The organism is Delftia sp. PE138, from assembly GCF_018320755.1.
GTDB classification, from domain to species: Bacteria; Pseudomonadota; Gammaproteobacteria; order Burkholderiales; family Burkholderiaceae_C; genus Comamonas; species Comamonas tsuruhatensis.
Genome location: NZ_JABEPN010000001.1, coordinates 1,148,987 through 1,165,240, shown reverse-complemented (window position 1 = coordinate 1,165,240; position 16,254 = coordinate 1,148,987). Strand labels below are relative to the sequence as shown.

At 68.2% G+C, this 16,254-nt stretch carries 14 protein-coding genes; 4 read left to right on the top strand and 10 right to left on the bottom strand.

Annotated features, from left to right (window positions below; genetic code table 11):
* Positions 1–2: 2 nt before the first annotated feature.
* The 9 genes from HFGMBDPB_RS05265 to modA all read right to left on the bottom strand — a co-directional run bounded on the left by HFGMBDPB_RS05265 (position 3) and on the right by modA (position 9,973).
* Complete coding sequence (locus tag HFGMBDPB_RS05265) at positions 3–677, bottom strand: DUF1266 domain-containing protein (protein ID WP_016453151.1); 675 nt, start codon at positions 675–677, stop codon at positions 3–5.
* Positions 674–1,885 (bottom strand): hypothetical protein, encoded by a 1,212-nt coding sequence (locus tag HFGMBDPB_RS05260; protein WP_212645033.1) that lies wholly within the window; start codon positions 1,883–1,885, stop codon positions 674–676. The genes HFGMBDPB_RS05265 and HFGMBDPB_RS05260 overlap by 4 nt, the downstream gene beginning before the upstream one ends.
* Positions 1,882–4,170, bottom strand: coding sequence for a hypothetical protein (locus HFGMBDPB_RS05255; protein WP_212645032.1), 2,289 nt, complete (start codon positions 4,168–4,170; stop codon positions 1,882–1,884). The genes HFGMBDPB_RS05260 and HFGMBDPB_RS05255 overlap by 4 nt, the downstream gene beginning before the upstream one ends.
* Positions 4,171–4,380: 210 nt before the next feature.
* A complete protein-coding gene (gene miaB / locus HFGMBDPB_RS05250; RefSeq protein WP_016447987.1) occupies positions 4,381–5,709 on the bottom strand; it encodes a tRNA (N6-isopentenyl adenosine(37)-C2)-methylthiotransferase MiaB in 1,329 nt (442 codons plus the stop codon).
* A gap of 156 nt (positions 5,710–5,865) precedes the next feature.
* Positions 5,866–6,267 (bottom strand): hypothetical protein, encoded by a 402-nt coding sequence (locus HFGMBDPB_RS05245; protein WP_016447986.1) that lies wholly within the window; start codon positions 6,265–6,267, stop codon positions 5,866–5,868.
* Between the two features lie 73 nt (positions 6,268–6,340).
* Entirely contained in the window at positions 6,341–7,261 is a 921-nt protein-coding gene (gene fdhD, locus HFGMBDPB_RS05240; RefSeq protein WP_212645031.1) for a formate dehydrogenase accessory sulfurtransferase FdhD, read from the bottom strand.
* A 52-nt stretch (positions 7,262–7,313) separates the two neighbouring features.
* Complete coding sequence (modC, locus tag HFGMBDPB_RS05235; RefSeq protein ID WP_212645030.1) at positions 7,314–8,444, bottom strand: molybdenum ABC transporter ATP-binding protein; 1,131 nt, start codon at positions 8,442–8,444, stop codon at positions 7,314–7,316.
* Positions 8,441–9,121, bottom strand: a complete 681-nt coding sequence (gene modB, locus HFGMBDPB_RS05230) for a molybdate ABC transporter permease subunit (protein ID WP_016453156.1) — start codon at positions 9,119–9,121, stop codon at positions 8,441–8,443. Before modB ends, modC begins: the two co-directional genes overlap by 4 nt.
* A gap of 90 nt (positions 9,122–9,211) precedes the next feature.
* Positions 9,212–9,973, bottom strand: a complete 762-nt coding sequence (gene modA, locus HFGMBDPB_RS05225; RefSeq protein WP_016453157.1) for a molybdate ABC transporter substrate-binding protein — start codon at positions 9,971–9,973, stop codon at positions 9,212–9,214.
* A gap of 103 nt (positions 9,974–10,076) precedes the next feature.
* On the opposite strand from modA, the gene HFGMBDPB_RS05220 reads away from it, so the two are divergent.
* From HFGMBDPB_RS05220 to HFGMBDPB_RS05210, 3 genes are all read left to right on the top strand, one after another.
* Entirely contained in the window at positions 10,077–10,904 is an 828-nt protein-coding gene (locus tag HFGMBDPB_RS05220) for a TOBE domain-containing protein (RefSeq protein WP_126312454.1), read from the top strand.
* A gap of 216 nt (positions 10,905–11,120) precedes the next feature.
* Positions 11,121–11,399, top strand: a complete 279-nt coding sequence (locus tag HFGMBDPB_RS05215) for a hypothetical protein (RefSeq protein ID WP_016447980.1) — start codon at positions 11,121–11,123, stop codon at positions 11,397–11,399.
* Positions 11,400–11,492: 93 nt separating this feature from the next.
* Positions 11,493–11,903 carry a hypothetical protein gene (locus tag HFGMBDPB_RS05210; RefSeq protein ID WP_017404479.1) on the top strand — a complete coding sequence of 137 codons (411 nt, stop codon included), beginning with the start codon at positions 11,493–11,495 and terminating at the stop codon, positions 11,901–11,903.
* A gap of 81 nt (positions 11,904–11,984) precedes the next feature.
* Here the strand turns inward: HFGMBDPB_RS05210 and HFGMBDPB_RS05205 are convergent, their stop codons facing one another.
* Positions 11,985–13,142, bottom strand: a complete 1,158-nt coding sequence (locus HFGMBDPB_RS05205) for an MFS transporter (RefSeq protein WP_249343382.1) — start codon at positions 13,140–13,142, stop codon at positions 11,985–11,987.
* A gap of 737 nt (positions 13,143–13,879) precedes the next feature.
* Between HFGMBDPB_RS05205 and HFGMBDPB_RS05200 the strand changes: the two genes are divergently transcribed.
* Entirely contained in the window at positions 13,880–16,048 is a 2,169-nt protein-coding gene (locus tag HFGMBDPB_RS05200; protein WP_016453159.1) for a TonB-dependent siderophore receptor, read from the top strand.
* The last annotated feature ends 206 nt before the right edge of the window (positions 16,049–16,254 follow it).

Sequence of the window (16,254 nt, the reverse complement as noted above, 5' to 3'; positions counted from 1 at the left end):
CGTCACCGCACCGCCTGCGGCTGCCAGGGCATGGCATGCCAGGGATGGCGCGGATCGGCCACCCATTGCTGCACCTCCTCGGGCGTCACGCTGCGGCCCAGCACGTCGGCCCGGCCACGGGCCAGCCATTGGCTGCGGCCCCGCGCATAGGCCTGGCCGAAGGCCTGCCAGCTGTCAAAGCAATCCCGCGCGCGGCATGCGTTCAGGTGAAGGATCTGCTGGTGCAGGGCCTCGTCCAGCCAGCCCAGCAGCCAGGCACATCGCACGTGGAAGGCCACGCGCGCGCAGGCAAAGGCCATGGCGGCATGGGGATCGTCGCCGGCCTGCAGGCGCTGCAGGTCCAGCGTGAACCAGCGCTGGCGCAGGCCGTCGGGCAACTGGCGTGCGATCTGGGCATCGTCCAGGTCGGTGCGCAGGCCCAGGTGGTGCAGCACCATGGGGCGCAGCTGGGTGGTCAGGGCGTCGTCGGCACCATGGAGCTGCCGGTCTGCAAAGCCGCCCTGGATGGCGTGAAAGGCCATGGGATGGGCCAGGGCCAGGGCCCAGTCCAGCGCCGCATCGCCGCTGCGGTAGCTGCTGAAGTCGCCGCGCTGGCGCGCCGCACGCCTGCGGCGCAGGCCGGCGCGCACTGCCCACCAGACCAATGCAGACAGCACAACAAGAGTGAAGGCGTTCATCGCGGATTTCCTGTCCTGCCCGGCGATCCTGCCCGGCGCCGCGCCAGCTCCAGCGACTGCTGCAGGGCCGCGCTGCGCGGCATGCGCTCGAAGGCGGGCACGGTGTCGCGGCGTGCCGCGACCAGCCATTGCATCAGGGGCGACCGGATATCCAGCTGCTCCAGCAGCGCCGGGTGGGCCTGGAGCAGCCACAATTGCTCGGCTTCGGTGTGCAGCTCGCTGGCCGCGCACCAGGCGCCGGTGTGGCCCGAGGCCAGCAGATGCGCCGGACGGCGCACGATGCCCATGGCAAGGGCATCCGCCGGCGCCTCGCCATCGGCATCGAGGTGGTTGAGCAGGGCCAGCACGTCGGCCAGGTAGCGCGCAATCGGCGGGCGGTTCTGCTTGCCCTTGATCTGGTCGATGCGCAGCCGCCCGCCGTCAAGCACCTGGGCGCTGACGGTGATGCGCGGCTGGGCCGTGCCCGTGCGGTAGCTGAACAGCCGCAGCCGGCCCTGCTCGCAGGCTTCGGCGTAGTGCTCGCCATAGCCGCCGCGCAGCGCGCCGCGCGCGCTGAACTGGCCCAGGCAGTGCCGCATCATCTGGCTTTCATAGGCCATTTCGGCGCGCAGGTCCGGGCTTTGGGCATCGAATTCGACGAAGACACCCAGCTGGCCACGCAGCAGCGGGCGCACGGCGCCGGGTCGGTGCTCGGCCCAGCCGCTTTCGCTTTTTCTGGCGAAGGCCAGGTGCTCCAGCGTCCAGCGCGCCAGGGCCTGCGGGCAGTTGATGCGCTGCAGCTTGCCCTCAAGCGCCGTGCCGCGCCGGGTGGACAGGAACTCCAGCAGCCGGCTTTCCAGCGCCAGCAGCGGGGCGCTGTCAGGCTCCACCCACCACAGCGGTGCGCTGGCGCCGGCCGCAGGGCTTTCATGTGGCGGTGGCTGGCGGGCCGCATGCGCGCGCAGGCGCTCCAGCGCCCAGGCGGCAGGCTCGGTGCGCCGGTGCAGGCGCAGCAGCTCGGCCTGCGTGGAGATGGGCTGAACGGCCGGCGGATCGGCGTCGAGGTTGCCGATCACGTGGCGGTAGAAGTGGTTGGCCAGCCAGGCCGCGATCTCCTGACTGTCGCCGCGCGCCGCGCTGCGCTCGCGGATGCGCTGCTTGATGTCCGGCGCATTGACTACGTCGCGCGGGCGGTAGGCGCTGGCTGCCGTGGCGGCTCCCGGGTTCACCACAGCTTCCACCAGGGCTTGCTGTCCGAGTGCAGCTTGAGGCAGCGCTGGAGGCCGTCCCTGGCCATCTTGTGCTCGGCCTCGCTGTCATCGGGGGTGAGCTTGGCGATGGCCTCGCGGTGCAGGGCCACGGCCTGATCGATGGGGCCGCAGCTTTCCATGGCGCAGGCCAGGCGGCGCAGCGTGTAGCACTCGCCCAGGGCGCGCACTTCGGGCAGCAGGGCCTCCAGGCGGGGGCGCACCACGTCGCCATGGCTTTCGGAGAAGAAGTCGAGCAGGGACATCAGGGCCGCCAGGTAGTCGCGCCGCTGTTCGCGCTGCTCGTCTGCGTCCAGTTCCTCTAACCACTGGTCCAGGCGTTCCAGCCAGATGCCGATCTCGCCCGCGCGGCCGAGCTGGTAGAGCGCCAGCGCCACGCTGGGGAAGTAGTCGGTGGGGCAGTGGCGGCTGTAGCCGTAGTCCTGGGTGAAGTGCCACAGCTGCTCTGCCGCCGTGACGATGCCGGGTCGGTCGTCACGGCGGATGGCACACCACAGCAGGCCGTCATGGTGCTCGGCGAAGGGGCTGCTGGACAGTCCCTTGTGGTGCAGGGCTGCAGCCTCTTCATAGCGCTGCTGCGAGCGGTACTTGATGGCAAGGTTGTTGCAGAGCATGGAGTAGACGTGCAGGTGCGCATCCTTGTACCGGCCCTGGCCGGTGGCCCAGAAGGCTTCGAAGCGGGCCAGGCCCTCTTCGTAGTAACGCTGCACCAGCGGCTCGCGCACCTCGTCGCCCGGCACCTGCCGGCCTTCGCCCATGATGGCGGCCAGGTCGTCCTCGTCATCCAGCGTCACGCCCGCCGCATAGCACCAGTGGGCGCCGAAGCCCTGGGGAAAGGGCCGCTGCAGCGCCTGTGCGGCCGGCAGCGCGGCAAAGCGTGCGGCCCAGAGCATGGGCAGCAGTTCGGAGTTGGCGTGCCGGGGCTGCTCGCCCACGCCGCGCTCGAGCAGCGGCAGGGCCTGTTCCCATTGGTGGTTCCTGGCCAGGCGCCAGCCGTCGATCATGTCCAGCAGCGGATGGCCGGGCGCCTGGACACGCGCCAGGGCCAGGTAGTCGTCGGCGCTGCGCGCAGCAGCCGGGCTGTCTTCCAGGATCTCCTGCATGTCGGAGTCCAGGCCGGCCCAGGCCAGGATCAGCGCCCAGGCGGGGGCGTGGGCGGTGTCGCTGTCCACCATGCGCAGTGCCAGCTCATAGCCCTGGCGGGCCGATCCGGGGCGGCTGTGCAGCACGCTCTCCAGCGCCAGGTCCGCCGCATCGGCCAGGCGGCCCGCCTCTTGCAGCCATTGCAGCACCAGGCCGCTGAAGGCGTCGTCGGAGTCGTCCACCAGGCCGAAGCGGCCCAGCTCGGCCAGCTGCAGCGCGGCCTCTGGCTGGCCCATGGCATGGCAGGCCATGGCCTGCAGCCGTGCCTCATGGACCTTGCGGTGCGCGCGCACCGCCTGCGATGCGGCGGGGCTTTCCGTGCGGGCCAGGTGCTGCTGCGCCGCCATTAGCACGGCCGGGACGCTTTGCGGGGCCAGCGGCAGCACTTCGCGCGCAAGGTGCAGCCAGTCGTCGAAGTCCACGTTCTGGTCGGCGTCTGCCAGGGTCAACTGCGCCGTGGCGGCCTGCACATGGCGCACGGTGGCCGGCACATCGCCGCGCAGGCGGGCCAGCTCGGCCTTGCGCAGGCTGGCACGCGCGTCGCGGCGCGCGGGGGATGCCTCGCCGTCGGGGTCGCTGCGCTCGTGGTTGCGCTGCAGGTCCACGCCTTGCTCGGCCAGTTCCCAGGCCTGGGCCTCGCGGGCCAGGTAGTGCCAGCCATTCCAGTAGCGATAGGGCTCGCCGGTGTGCGGCAGCCGGCCCATGAGATCGGCGGCAGGCGCGAGCAGGGCCACGCCGCCTTCGCGGTCAAAGCGCAGCCGGCTCTGGATGTCGCTGAGCGCCAGGCTGGCCGTGGCCAGCAGGTGGTTGTCGCCCTGCAGGTGCTGCAGCGTGGCATCGCGGTGCTCGCGCAGCAGGGCGTTGGCGGTCTCGGGCCGTTCCAGGTCGAGCCAGAGATCGTGCAGACGCTCCAGTTCGCTCACCGTGGCCGGCGCGAAGCGCTGCTGCGAGAGCAGCTCCATGACGGCCGCCTGGCGTTCGGCCGGGGCGATGGGGCTGGTTTCATCTTCCTGTTGCAGCAGGTCGTGCGCCTGGTCCATGAAGGCATGCAGGGCTTCGCCCTCAAGGATGGCCTGGGCGTTGGCGGGCTGGGAGGTGTTCATGGAATCGATAGCAAGCAAGCGAAGCTGGAAAAGCCATGCAGGCCGACAGACCTCAGGGCGGCAACCCGCGATGCTAGCGGGCCGGCCCGCGCCAGGCCAGTGTGGCCGGGATGTTTTCACGTCCTGTTACACGCAAAAAGCCCGGCATTGCCGGGCTTTCGTTACGCAAGAGGTCGCTGGGCCACCGGGGCCGCCGGGATCGGGTTGGGATCAGTGGCGCACCACGACCTCGCCGCGCAGCGTGAAGGTGCGTGCCTCGGTGATCTTCACATCGATCATCTGGCCGATCAGGCGTTCGTTGCCCGGGAAGTTGACCACGCGGTTGCACTCGGTGCGGCCCATGAGTTCGCTGCCATCGCGCTTGGACAGTCCTTCCACCAGCAGGCGCTGCACCGTGCCCACGCGCTCGTCGCTGATGTCCTTGATGTTGTTGTTGATCACGGCCTGCAGCTCCTGCAGGCGGCGCAGCTTGACCTCGTGGGGCGTGTCGTCGTGCAGGTTGGCGGCCGGCGTGCCGGGGCGGGGGCTGAAGATGAAGCTGAAGCTGTTGTCGAAGCGCACGTCGTGGATGAGCTTCATCATCTTCTGGAAGTCTTCCTCGGTCTCGCCGGGGAAGCCCACGATGAAGTCGCTGCTCATGGCCATCTCGGGCCGGATGGCACGCAGCTTGCGGATGGTGCTCTTGTATTCCATGGCCGTGTAGCCGCGCTTCATGGCCATGAGTATCTTGTCGCTGCCGTGCTGCACGGGCAGGTGCAGGTGGCTGACCAGCTTGGGCAGCCGAGCGTAGGCCTCGATCAGGCGCGGCGTGAATTCGTTGGGATGGCTGGTGGTGTAGCGGATGCGCTCGATGCCGGGGATCTCGGACACGTATTCCAGCAGCAGGGCAAAGTCGGCGATCTCGGCCGTGTCACCCATCTTGCCCAGGTAGGCGTTCACGTTCTGGCCCAGCAGCGTGACCTCCTTCACGCCCTGGTCGGCCAGGCCCGCGACCTCGACCAGCACGTCCTCGAACGGGCGGCTGACTTCCTCGCCGCGCGTATAGGGCACGACGCAGTAGCTGCAGTACTTGGAGCAGCCTTCCATGATGGAGACAAAGGCCGAGGAGCCTTCCACGCGCGCCGGTGGCAGGTGGTCGAATTTCTCGATCTCGGGAAAGCTGATATCGACCTGGGGCTTGTGCCTGGCGGCGCGTGCATTGAGCAGCTCGGGCAGGCGGTGCAGGGTCTGCGGGCCGAAGACCACGTCCACATAGGGCGCGCGCTTGATGATTTCCTCGCCCTCCTGGCTGGCCACGCAGCCGCCCACGCCGATGAGCACGCCGCGTTCCTTCAGGTGCTTGTAGCGGCCCAGGTCGCTGAACACCTTCTCCTGTGCCTTCTCGCGCACCGAGCAGGTGTTGAACAGGATCAGGTCGGCCTGCTCCGGGTCGTCGGTGGACTCGTAGCCCTGGGCTGCGCCCAGCACATCGGCCATCTTGTCCGAGTCGTACTCGTTCATCTGGCAGCCGAAGGTTTTGATAAAGACTTTCTTGGACATGGTGGGGTTCCGTCAGGCAGCCGCCGCACTGCGAGCGGCGGTCTGCAAAAAAAGAAGATGGCCGGGCCAGGGCGGGCGCTGTGCTCCCTGGCCCGAGCCGCTGCGCCCCGCAAGCTGCGGGCCGCATCCATCGTGCGCGTGCGGTGTGCGCCGGCCTCAGTTGAAGAAGCGGTGCAGCATCGACTTGGGCTTGTAGTGCTTGTCGGCCTCGGCCTTGGTCAGGATCCAGGCCTGGTGCAGCCACTGCGTCTGCGGCTCGATCACATAGCCCACCACGAGCTTGCTGCCCTGGTAGTTGATGGCCTGCACCAGCGTGCGCTCGGGGCTGAACAGGCGAAAGCCCGGGCTGGTGCGAATGGTCTTGCCGTCGATTTCGACCACGGGAAACTGCGCGGTCACGACCAGCTCGCCGAACTGGGCCTGCGGCGGGAAATTGCGTGTCTCGTTGGAGGGCAGGCCCTGCGCGGCCGCGCCCAGGCTGGCGCAGGCCAGGCCGGCGAGCAGGGCGCCGGCGCACAGGCGGCGGACGGCAGAGAAATGGGGCTTGCAGCGGTTCATGGTGTACATCCAGGGGCTGAACCCGCGATTCTACGAACTTGCCGCTGCGCGGGCGCGGCACTCGGGCATTGGGTCAGGCGCGGCCCGGCGCATACAGCACGGCCTTGGGCGGCCGGCACAGGCCCCAGAAGCGCAGGCCGGTTAGCTCGGCCATCTGCACGCCCATGGCCGTGGGGGCGGAGATGGTGGCCAGGGCGGCGATGCCGACCCTGGCGCATTTGCGCACCAGCTCATGGCTGCCCCGGCTGGAGAGTACGACAAAACCGGCCTCGCCCAGGCGGCCGGTGCGCGAGAGGCGGCCGACCAGCTTGTCCAGCGCGTTGTGGCGGCCCACGTCCTCGAGCACATCCGTCAGTTGCCCGTCCAGCCCTGCCCAGCCTGCGGCATGCACGGCGCCGGCTTCGGCGTTGAGCCGCTGCAGCGGCGGCAGGGCATCGATGGCAGCGCACACCGTGGTGGCATCGACACGGGCGATCCAGTCGTGCGCGGGCAGCGGGTCGAAGGACAGGTCCAGCGCCGCGAAGCTGTCCACGCCGCAGACACCGCAGCCCGTGCGCCCGCTCATGCTGCGGCGCCGGTCCTTGAGGCGGGCGAAGCAGCGCGAAGCCACGTCCAGCTGCACCTCGATGCCGTCCATGCCGGACGGAAGGCCTGCCGCTTCGGCGGCCACTGCCCGCACCTCGATGCCGTAGCAGTCGGCGCCGCTGTCCAGGATGCCCTCGGTGAGCGCAAAGCCCAGCGCAAAGTCTTCCAGGTCCGAGGGCGTACCCATCATCACGGCGTGAGAGATGCCATTGAACACCAGGGCGATGGGGACTTCGCTGGCCAGCACCTGGGGTTCGGGCTGGAGGCTGACGGCGCCGCCATCGGCGATCCGGTGGCGCACCACCGCATGCGTGCGCAGTGCGGCAATGGCGGGCGCGATGGCGCAGGCAGCATCTGCCGGGCCCGAGTCCGGGGCGGGTGCGGGAGCGTGTTCGGTGGTGGCGTTCATGGCGTGGGCCGCGCAGGCGGCCTGCGCATGATATCGGTGCCGCCGCGCAGCTTCAGTCCAGCAATGCCATGCCCTTGATCTGGGCGAAGACATGCATGCCCGGCGCAATGCCCAGCTGCCGGGCGGAATGCAGGGTGATGCGCGCCAGCAGGCGGGAGGTGCCCAGCTGCAGCGAGACCATGACCTGGCCCGGGCCGTCCTCGCGCAGATCCTGCACGGTGGCCGCCAGGATGTTGAGGATGCTGCTGTCTTGCGGGTGCTGCAGGCTCAGGCTCACATCGCGCGCCTGCACGCGCAGCTGCACGCTCTCGCCGATGGGGCGCGGGCGGGCCATGACAAGGCGAAGGCGCCCGCCGTCGAAGGACAGCGTGCTCAGGTGGGCATCCGGATCGTGCTGCCGGATCTGCGCACTGAGCATGGCCGCTGCCGTGTCGCCCATGCTCAGCGGCAGGTCCAGCCGTGCCAGCAGTTCGCTGGTGGCGCCGGCCGCGACGATGCCGCCTGCCTTGAGCAGCACCAGGTGCTGGGCCAGGCGCGCTACCTCGTCGATGGAGTGGCTGACATAGACCACGGGAATGTCGAGTTCACGGCGCAGCTGGTCCAGGTAGGGCAGGACCTCGGCCTTGCGCTGGGCGTCCAGCGCGGCCAGCGGTTCGTCCATGAGCAGCACGCGGGGGCTGGTGGCCAGGGCGCGCGCAATGGCCACGCGCTGGCGCTCGCCGCCCGACAGGGTGGAGGGCATGCGGTCCATCAAATGGCCTATGCCCAGCAGGGACACGGCCTGCTCCTGGGACACCTTGCGCCGCTCGGCGGGCGTGCGCCGCATGCCGTAGTCGATGTTGCGCTGCACGCTCAGGTGCGGGAACAGGCTGGCCTCCTGGAACACATAGCCCAGTGCGCGGCGGTGCGTGGGCAGCCACTGGCTGGCCGCATCGTCCTGCCAGACCTCCCCATTGACGGCGACACGGCCCCGTGCGCGCTCCAGCCCTGCCAGCGCGCGCAGGCAGGTGGTCTTGCCGCAGCCAGAAGGGCCGAACAGGGCCGTGACGCCACGCCCGGGCAGCTGCAGCAGCACATCGAGGCGGAAGTCGGCACGCTCCAGCGCCAGCGCAGCAAGGATTTGCGAAGGGCTCGCGGCGGGCGGGGCGCCGGCCGAAGCAACGGGAGAGAAGTCAGTCATCATGCGCGGCGCTCCTCGCGCGGCTGCAACAGGTGCAGGGCCAGCAGCACCAGGAAGGAGAACACCACCATGCCGCCGGCCAGCCAGTGGGCGTGGGCGTACTCCATGGCCTCCACGTGGTCGTAGATCTGCACCGAGACCACGCGCGTCACGCCGGGGATATTGCCGCCCAGCATCAGCACCACGCCGAACTCGCCCACGGTGTGCGCGAAGGTCAGCACGGCTGCGGTGATGAAGCCCGGGCGCGCCAACGGCAGCGCCACGGTGAAGAAGCGGTCCAGCGGCCCCGCGCCCAGGCTGGCCGCGGCCTCCATGGGGCGCGTGCCCAGCGACTCGAAGGCGCGCTGCAGCGGCTGCACCGTGAACGGCAGGGAATAGACCAGGGACCCGATGACCAGGCCTGCAAAGGTGAAGGGCAGGGTGCCCAGCCCCAGCGCCTGCGTCAACTGGCCCACGGGGCCATTGGGCCCCATGGTCACCAGCAGGTAGAAGCCGATCACCGTGGGTGGCAGCACCAGGGGCAGCGCCACCACGGCGCCAATCGGGCCGCGCCAGCGCGAGCGCGTATGGGCCAGCCACCAGGCCAGCGGCGTGCACAGCGCCAGCAGCAGCACCGTGGTCACGCTGGCAAGTTTCAGCGTCAGACGTATGGCGGCGTAGTCGTCGGCGGTAAGAATCATGCTGGAAGAATTCAGTGGTTCGCAGCGCTGGCGTCGTCCCCCTACCGCGCAGCGGGAGGGGGGAAGGCGCGTCAGCGCCTCAGGGGGAGCCTAGAGCCCGTAGCCGTAGGAGCGAATGATGGCACGCGCTTTATCAGCACGCAGGTACTTCATCAGCTCGGTGGCGGCTTCGTTGTCCTTGCCGCTGTGGAGCACGATGGCGTCCTGGCGGATGGATTCGTGCATGGCGGCGGGCACCTGCCAGGCCGAGCCTTCGCGCAGCTTGCCGTTTTCCATCACCTGCGACAGGGCCACGAAGCCCAGCTGGGCATTGCCCGTGGCCGCGAACTGGTAGGTCTGGGCGATGTTCTCGCCCATGACGATGCGCGGCTGCACCTGGGCCGTGATGCCCAGCTTGTCCAGCACTTCCATGGCGGCCGTGCCGTAGGGCGCGAGCTTGGGGTTGGCCACGGCGATGTGCCTGTAGTCGCCGGTCTTGAGGACCTCGCCCTTGTCGTCCACATAGCCGGGCTTGGGGCTCCACAGCACGAGCTGGCCGATGGCGTAGGTGAAGCGCGAGTCGGGCAGGCCACGGCCTTCCTTGGCGATCTTTCCGGGCGTGGTGTCGTCGGCGGCCAGCAGGATCTGGAAGGGCGCGCCGTTGACGATCTGCGCATAGAACTTGCCCGTGGCACCGAAGGACAGCAGGGCCTTGTGGCCGGTGTCCTTCTCGAACTCGGCGGCGATCTTCTGCATGGGCGCCGTGAAGTTGGCGGCAACGGCCACCGACACTTCGGCAGCCTGCGCAGCGACACCACCCAACAGGGCAAGGGCGGCAAAGGCGGTGGCACGCAGGGGCTGGTTCACGTTCATGGGTCTCTCGCTATTCCGTTGGTGAATAGCGCAGTGTAGCGACCTGAAAATGCGCATGCAGGGTGCAGGCGTTTTGCTTCGTGGGAAATAACGCTTGGCGGGCATGATGTCGCGCATGACTGCCGACGCTCCTGCCTCCCCTTCCGATCTGGTGCCCGCGCTGGGCCATGACCTGGCTGACCGCCGCCTCGCCATCCTGCGCCATATCGCAGCAGGGCATTCGATTTCACAGGCGGCGCGCGAGGCCGGCGTCAGCTACAAGGCGGCATGGCAGGCGCTGGATGTGCTGACCAATCTCGCGGGCTGTGCCCTGGTGGAGCGCTCGGTCGGCGGCGCCGGCGGCGGCGGCGCGCGCATCACCGCAGCCGGGCAGTCCCTGCTGGCCATGGCCGATGCGCTGGAGCAGGCCCGTGCACAGGTGCTGCAGCGCTTTGGCGGGCCGGCCAGCGTTTCCTCGGCGGCTCCCGGACTGGGGCTGGGCCTGCGCACCAGCATGCGCAATCTGTGGCCTTGCCGGGTCGGTGCCCTGCAGGCGCAGGGTGCCCAGGTCCGCGTCTGGATGCTGCCCGATGGCGGTGGCGATGCACCAGGCATTGCCGCACGCATCACCGCCGAAAGCGCCCAGTTGCTGGGCCTGGCCCCTGGCCTGCCCGTGATGGCGCTGTGCAAGGCCACTGCCGTCCAGGTGCTGCCAGTGGCGCCGCTGGCCGGTGCGCAGGGCCTGGCCAATGCCTGGCCTGCCAAGGTGCAACGCCTGGCCCGTGCCGAGGGGGACGGGCCGCGCGAAGTGGTGGCCAGGCTGCCCTGGGGCGGCAGCGGCGTGGGGTATGCGGCGCAGCAGGCGCAAGGCGAGCCCTGGACGCTGCGCACAGGACGCAAGGTCTGGCTGTCGGTGCCGGAGTCCGCCGTGGTGCTGGCCGTGGCCGACTGACACGACTGACCTGACAGGGTCGATTGAGCTGACTGTGCCGATTGGGCGTCGAGAAGGCCGCAGCGCGTTGCGCGTGCGCTGCAGTGGCTGCAGATTCGGACGGGTCTTATGGCGCATCCCGGGTGGGATACGAAAAATTGTGCCGCAGCGCAACCTGCGCGCTCCGGTGGCGCAGGCTTTCCCGGCGACCGATCCATCGAAACCTCCCTGGCCCCCATGAGCATCCTGAAATTGCGCAGGCAAGAGAAAGTGGCGTTCTACACCGCCTTGCTGTGTTCGTCCGTCGCGGCGTTCATCTTCTTCGCGTCCCAGGACGTGGCGGACAGTCTGGAGCAGCGGCTGGGTGCGCTGGCCATCTGCATCGTCATCGGCGCCGTGGTGACCCTGTTCAATCACTGGTGGTTCAGAGTCTGGGGCTGGCACCTGGTGCCGGTCACCCTGCTCCTGTTCTATGGCGGCACGCTGGTCGCAGGCTGGCTGTTTGGCGGTCGATGATCGCGATGGCGCCGAAGGGGAACCTGCCGCAATGCTTTGCGTCGAAGAGCCTTTGCGACTGCCTCCCAGGCCTCACACGGCCTTGTCCCTGCCATGAAGACCACCCTGTCCGCCGCCCTGATCTGCCTGTTCCTGTCTGCCCCGGCCCTGGCCCGTCCGCTGGACCCGGCGCCGCTGGATGCCTCGCAGTTCAACCTGGGACTGGTCGGCCTTGCCGGCGAGATTTCGCCAGCGGAGCGGCATCTGGAGGCCATGCTCAGGCGGCCCGAGGCCAATGCCGTCCTGCTGTCGGTGATCGACGATCCGCGAAGCTCGCCCGTGGCCAAGCTCTATGCGCTGTGCGGGCTCAAGCGCATGGGCAGCGGCGGCTACGAGGCAGCGCTGGTCAAGCTGCGCGGCTTCGAGGGCCAGGTTTCCGTGATGCTGGGCGACCAGATGTTCCAGGAAGACATCCGAGAGGCGGCAGACCGCATCGAAAACCTGGAATGCAGCGAGGGCGGCTGAGCCCCGGGCCGGCCGGTCCCGGGACAAAAAAAGAGCTGCCATCGGCAGCTCTTTGCATGGCAGGGCCGTTGCCCGCACCGCTCAGGACAGCTCGCGACCCTTGAGTTCGGGGATCAGAAAGGCCGTGGCCAGCATGTCCAGCACATAGATGGCCGCCAGCAGGGCGATCGCCACCTGGAACGAATAGCTCATGGCCAGCGCACCGATCACTACCGGGCCCAGTCCGCCCACGGCGCGGCCGATGTTGAACAGCACGTTCTGCGCGGTGGCGCGCGCCTCGGTGGGATAGGCCTCGCTCATCACGGCGCCGTAGCCGCCCATCATTCCGTTGACGAACAGGCCCATGAGGGCCCCCGCCCAGAGCATGGCCGCAGGGTCGGACAGCTGTGAATAGAGCACGACCATGATGACCGAGCCCAGCTGGAAGATCAGGAAGCTGGGCTTGCGGCCGATGCGGTCGGCCAGCTGGCCGAAGACCCAGATGCCGACCATCATTCCCACCACGGTCACGGCAGTCCAGATCGAGGACTTGGTCAGGCTGAAGCCCAGTTGCTTGGACAGGAAGCTGGGCATCCAGATCATGATGCCGTAGTAGCCGAAGTTCTGGACCGAGGTCAGCACGATCACACCCAGGCTGACCTTGGCCGTGGCGCGGTCCTTCACCAGCAGCTTCAGGCTTTGCAGCACCGGCACCCGGGCCGAGGGCGTGGCGGACTGCTGGCGCTTCACGAAGACTTCGGGCTCGTGCAGCTTGTTGCGGATCACCCAGGCCACCACGGCCGGGATCACGCCCACCAGGAACATGCCGCGCCAGCCGATGGCGGGCAGCAGCAGCGGTGTCAGCAGCGCCGCACCCAGCACGCCCATCTGCCAGCCCAGGGCCACGTAGGACGAGACGCGCGCGCGGTGACGGGCAGGCCAGGCCTCGGCAGCCAGTGCCATGCCGATGCCGAACTCGCCGCCCAGGCCGATGCCCGCAATCGTGCGGTAGGCCAGCAGGTCCCAGTAGCCCTGCGCGAAGGCGCACAGGCCCGTGAAGACTGCGAACAGCATGATGGTCCAGGTCAGCACGCGGATGCGCCCGTAGCGGTCGCTGAGCAGGCCGAAGAAGATGCCGCCGAACACGGCACCGATCAGCGTCCAGGTCACCAGCGAGCCGGCCTGGCCCGGCGTGAGGTGCAGGTCGGCCGAGATGGCCGACAGCATGAAGCCCAGGATCAGCAGGTCGAAGCCGTCCATGGCATAGCCGACGGCCGAGCCGGCCAGGGCCTTCCAGCTGTAGCCATTGACCTGGCTGGCATGGGCGCCGGCATGCGTGTCTGTGCTGGCGCCGGCAGCATTGGCTGCGAGCGCCCCGGAGGAAGTGGTGGTCACGTGAAGATCCTTGAAAGCCAGGACGGCGCGCGCTCTCGCTGGGGTGCGGCACCACGCAAAACGCCTGCGCCGCCGGCTGAGCCGGCGTGCGGGCACGCTGCGCGTGTGCTGCATCCTGGGAAGGCGATGGGCACGGAAATCCTGGTGGGAAAACAAGCTGGGCGGCCGGCATGCCGGGGCATGGCAGGGGCTGCGCGCAAAGACAGAGCGCAAGGTGCAGCGCCAAAAGACCGCTTCTGCAAAAAGCGAAAGCCCTGAAATCGGCTGGGCGATCAGGGCTTGGAGGCTGCGGGCAGGCCCGGTGAAAAGGGCGCTCCCATGCGGGCGGGCGTAATGGTAAGGGAAGTGGCCGGACAAGGCAAGTAGGGCAGGCTTGCCAGACAGCTTCTACGGCATGGGCGGCTGGTACTGCCCGGCGGGCGCGGGACGGATTCGGGTGTTGCGCGGATGCAGCAGCCCCTGTGCTATCGATGGCCCAGACAATTGAAGAAACGATAATGAGAACAAATCGCATTCGCTTTCTCTTCATGCCCTTCGACCCATCGGAGGGCATGGCGAGGAAGTTTTTTTATTGCCGTATTGCTGTTCTCCCGGAGCATTTCATGCCACTGCATCGCCTTCAACCCGGCCATCGCCCTGCGCCTCTTGCGCTGGCCATCTCCCTTGCCATCGGCGCCCTGTCCGCTCAGGCTCAGGCATTGCCGGACACGCAGAACCCGGCCACGCTGCCCACGGTCAACGTGATCTCCAACCAGTTGGGCGAGGTGACCGAAGGCTCGGGCTCCTATACGCCGGGCACCATTGCCACAGCCACGCGCATGGTGCTGACGCCGCGCGAGACGCCGCAGTCCATCAGCGTGGTCACACGCCAGAAGATGGATGACTTCAACCTCACCTCCATCGACCAGGTGATGGAGCACACGCCCGGCATCAGCATCGTCACCTATGACAGCGAGCGCACCGAGTACTACGCCCGCGGCTTCGCCATCCAGAACTTCCAGTACGACGGCATTCCGATGATGCGCGACTCCGCGTACTCGGCCGGCAACACCCTCAGCGACATGGCGATCTATGACCGCGTCGAGGTGCTCAAGGGCGCAACCGGCCTGCTCACGGGCAGCGGCACTCCGGGCGCGACCATCAACCTGATCCGCAAGAAGCCCACGCGTGATTTCCGCGGGCATGCGTCCATCTCTGCGGGCAGCTGGAGCAACTACCGCACCGAGGTGGATGTGGGCGGCGCACTCAATGCAAGCGGCAGCGTGCGCGCGCGTGGCGTGGCCGCCTACCAGGACAAGGACTCGTTCATGGACCGCTATTCGCGCAAGACCGCGACGCTCTACGGCATTGTGGAAATGGACCTGACGCCACGCACTTTGCTGACGCTGGGCGGCGATGCGCAGAACAACCGTCCGGTCAACTCCACCTGGGGCGGCATTCCGCTGCTCAATGCCGATGGCCAATTCAATGACATGCCTCGCTCGCACAACAACGGCACGCGCTGGAGCCGTTGGGACCAGTACACGCGCACGGCCTTTGCTACGCTGGAGCACAGCTTCAGCAACGGCTGGGTGGCCAAGGCGCAGTTCAACCACCAGATCAACGGCTACAACGCCAACCTGGGCGCGGCGGCTGCGGGCTTCCCCAACCCGGCCGACGGCTCCGGCGTGTCGCTGTGGCGCGGCCAGTACATAGGCCGCACCACCAGCAATGCGCTCGATGCCTACGCCAGCGGGCCCTTCTCGCTGGGCGGGCGCGAGCACGAACTGGTGCTGGGCGCCAGCGTAGCAAGGCGCCACTGGAAGAACGATGGCTACTGGCAGCTGCCCGCCGACTATGTGTCCACGGTCAATGACTACTACCACTGGAATGGCGATTCGCGCCTGCCGGTGTGGGGCGCCTCACCCGACTACGTGAACAGCGAAGTGACCAAGGAGCAGGGCTTGTACACGGCGGCGCGCTGGAACCTGGCGGCCGACCTCAAGCTGATCACGGGCGGGCGCTGGTCCAACTATCGCAACCAGGTGCAGGGTCAGCGCGAGACCGGCGTTTTCGTGCCCTATGTGGGCGCGATCTACGACCTCAATGGCAACTATTCGGTCTACGCCAGCTACACCAGCATCTTCAGCCCGCAGTCCAAGCAAAACGAGAGCGGCAAGGCGCTGGACCCGCTGCGCGGCAACAACGCCGAGGTCGGCGTCAAGGCGGCCTTCATGGACGGCCGCCTCAATGCATCGGCGGCGCTGTTCCAGCTTCAGCAAGACAACTTCGGTATCGAGACCGGCGGCCTGACGCCCGGCGGCGCCACGGCCTACCGGGCCGTCGATGGCGTCAGGACGCGCGGCTTCGAGGCGGAGATATCCGGCCAGATCACGCCCGCCTGGCAACTGCAGGCAGGTTTCTCGCATGCCATTTCGCGCGACCAAGGCAAGCGCGTGGCCACGCTCACGCCCTCCAACCAGTTCAGCCTGCACACCAGCTACAGGCTGGACGGCCCGCTTTCCGGCCTGACGGTGGGCGGCGGCGCGCGCTGGCAGGACAAGACCTGGGGCGACATCTCTACGCCATCGGGCGGCACGGCCGTTCACACCGTCAAGGGCTACTGGCTGCTGGACATGATGGCGCGCTACGAGTTCAGCAAACAGCTGTCGGCCACCGTCAACGTGCGCAACCTGCTGGACAAGAAGTACTACACCATCTTCAGCTACTACAGCACCTACACCTGGGGCGAGCCACGCTCGGTGAATGTCAGCCTGAACTACAAGTTCTGAGGCCGGGCCCGCGCTGCGCCAGCGCGGGGTCTTTGGCCCTGGCGCCAAGGGCGCCGTGCTAGGCTGGCGCCCGCTGCGGCCCGTGCGCCGCAAGCGCTCCCATTGCCGTCCGTTCACTGCCCGTTGGCCGCCCGGGTCCGTCTATGACCTTGCGGTGCAGTGCGGCGATATCTCGCAGGTTTTGCCAATAAAAACAATTCTCATTA

Excerpts from the sequence above, each read along its gene's own strand:
- HFGMBDPB_RS05265 (WP_016453151.1), bottom strand. The coding sequence starts at position 677 with ATGAACGCCTTCACTCTTGTTGTGCTGTCTGCATTGGTCTGGTGGGCA.
- HFGMBDPB_RS05205 (WP_249343382.1), bottom strand. The coding sequence starts at position 13,142 with ATGGACGGCTTCGACCTGCTGATCCTGGGCTTCATGCTGTCGGCCATC.
- fdhD (WP_212645031.1), bottom strand. The coding sequence starts at position 7,261 with ATGAACGCCACCACCGAACACGCTCCCGCACCCGCCCCGGACTCGGGC.
- HFGMBDPB_RS05220 (WP_126312454.1), top strand. The coding sequence starts at position 10,077 with ATGATGTCGCGCATGACTGCCGACGCTCCTGCCTCCCCTTCCGATCTG.
- modA (WP_016453157.1), bottom strand. The coding sequence starts at position 9,973 with ATGAACGTGAACCAGCCCCTGCGTGCCACCGCCTTTGCCGCCCTTGCC.
- HFGMBDPB_RS05200 (WP_016453159.1), top strand. The coding sequence starts at position 13,880 with ATGCCACTGCATCGCCTTCAACCCGGCCATCGCCCTGCGCCTCTTGCG.
- miaB (WP_016447987.1), bottom strand. The coding sequence starts at position 5,709 with ATGTCCAAGAAAGTCTTTATCAAAACCTTCGGCTGCCAGATGAACGAG.
- HFGMBDPB_RS05255 (WP_212645032.1), bottom strand. The coding sequence starts at position 4,170 with ATGAACACCTCCCAGCCCGCCAACGCCCAGGCCATCCTTGAGGGCGAA.
- HFGMBDPB_RS05210 (WP_017404479.1), top strand. The coding sequence starts at position 11,493 with ATGAAGACCACCCTGTCCGCCGCCCTGATCTGCCTGTTCCTGTCTGCC.
- modB (WP_016453156.1), bottom strand. The coding sequence starts at position 9,121 with ATGATTCTTACCGCCGACGACTACGCCGCCATACGTCTGACGCTGAAA.
- HFGMBDPB_RS05215 (WP_016447980.1), top strand. The coding sequence starts at position 11,121 with ATGAGCATCCTGAAATTGCGCAGGCAAGAGAAAGTGGCGTTCTACACC.
- modC (WP_212645030.1), bottom strand. The coding sequence starts at position 8,444 with ATGATGACTGACTTCTCTCCCGTTGCTTCGGCCGGCGCCCCGCCCGCC.
- HFGMBDPB_RS05245 (WP_016447986.1), bottom strand. The coding sequence starts at position 6,267 with ATGAACCGCTGCAAGCCCCATTTCTCTGCCGTCCGCCGCCTGTGCGCC.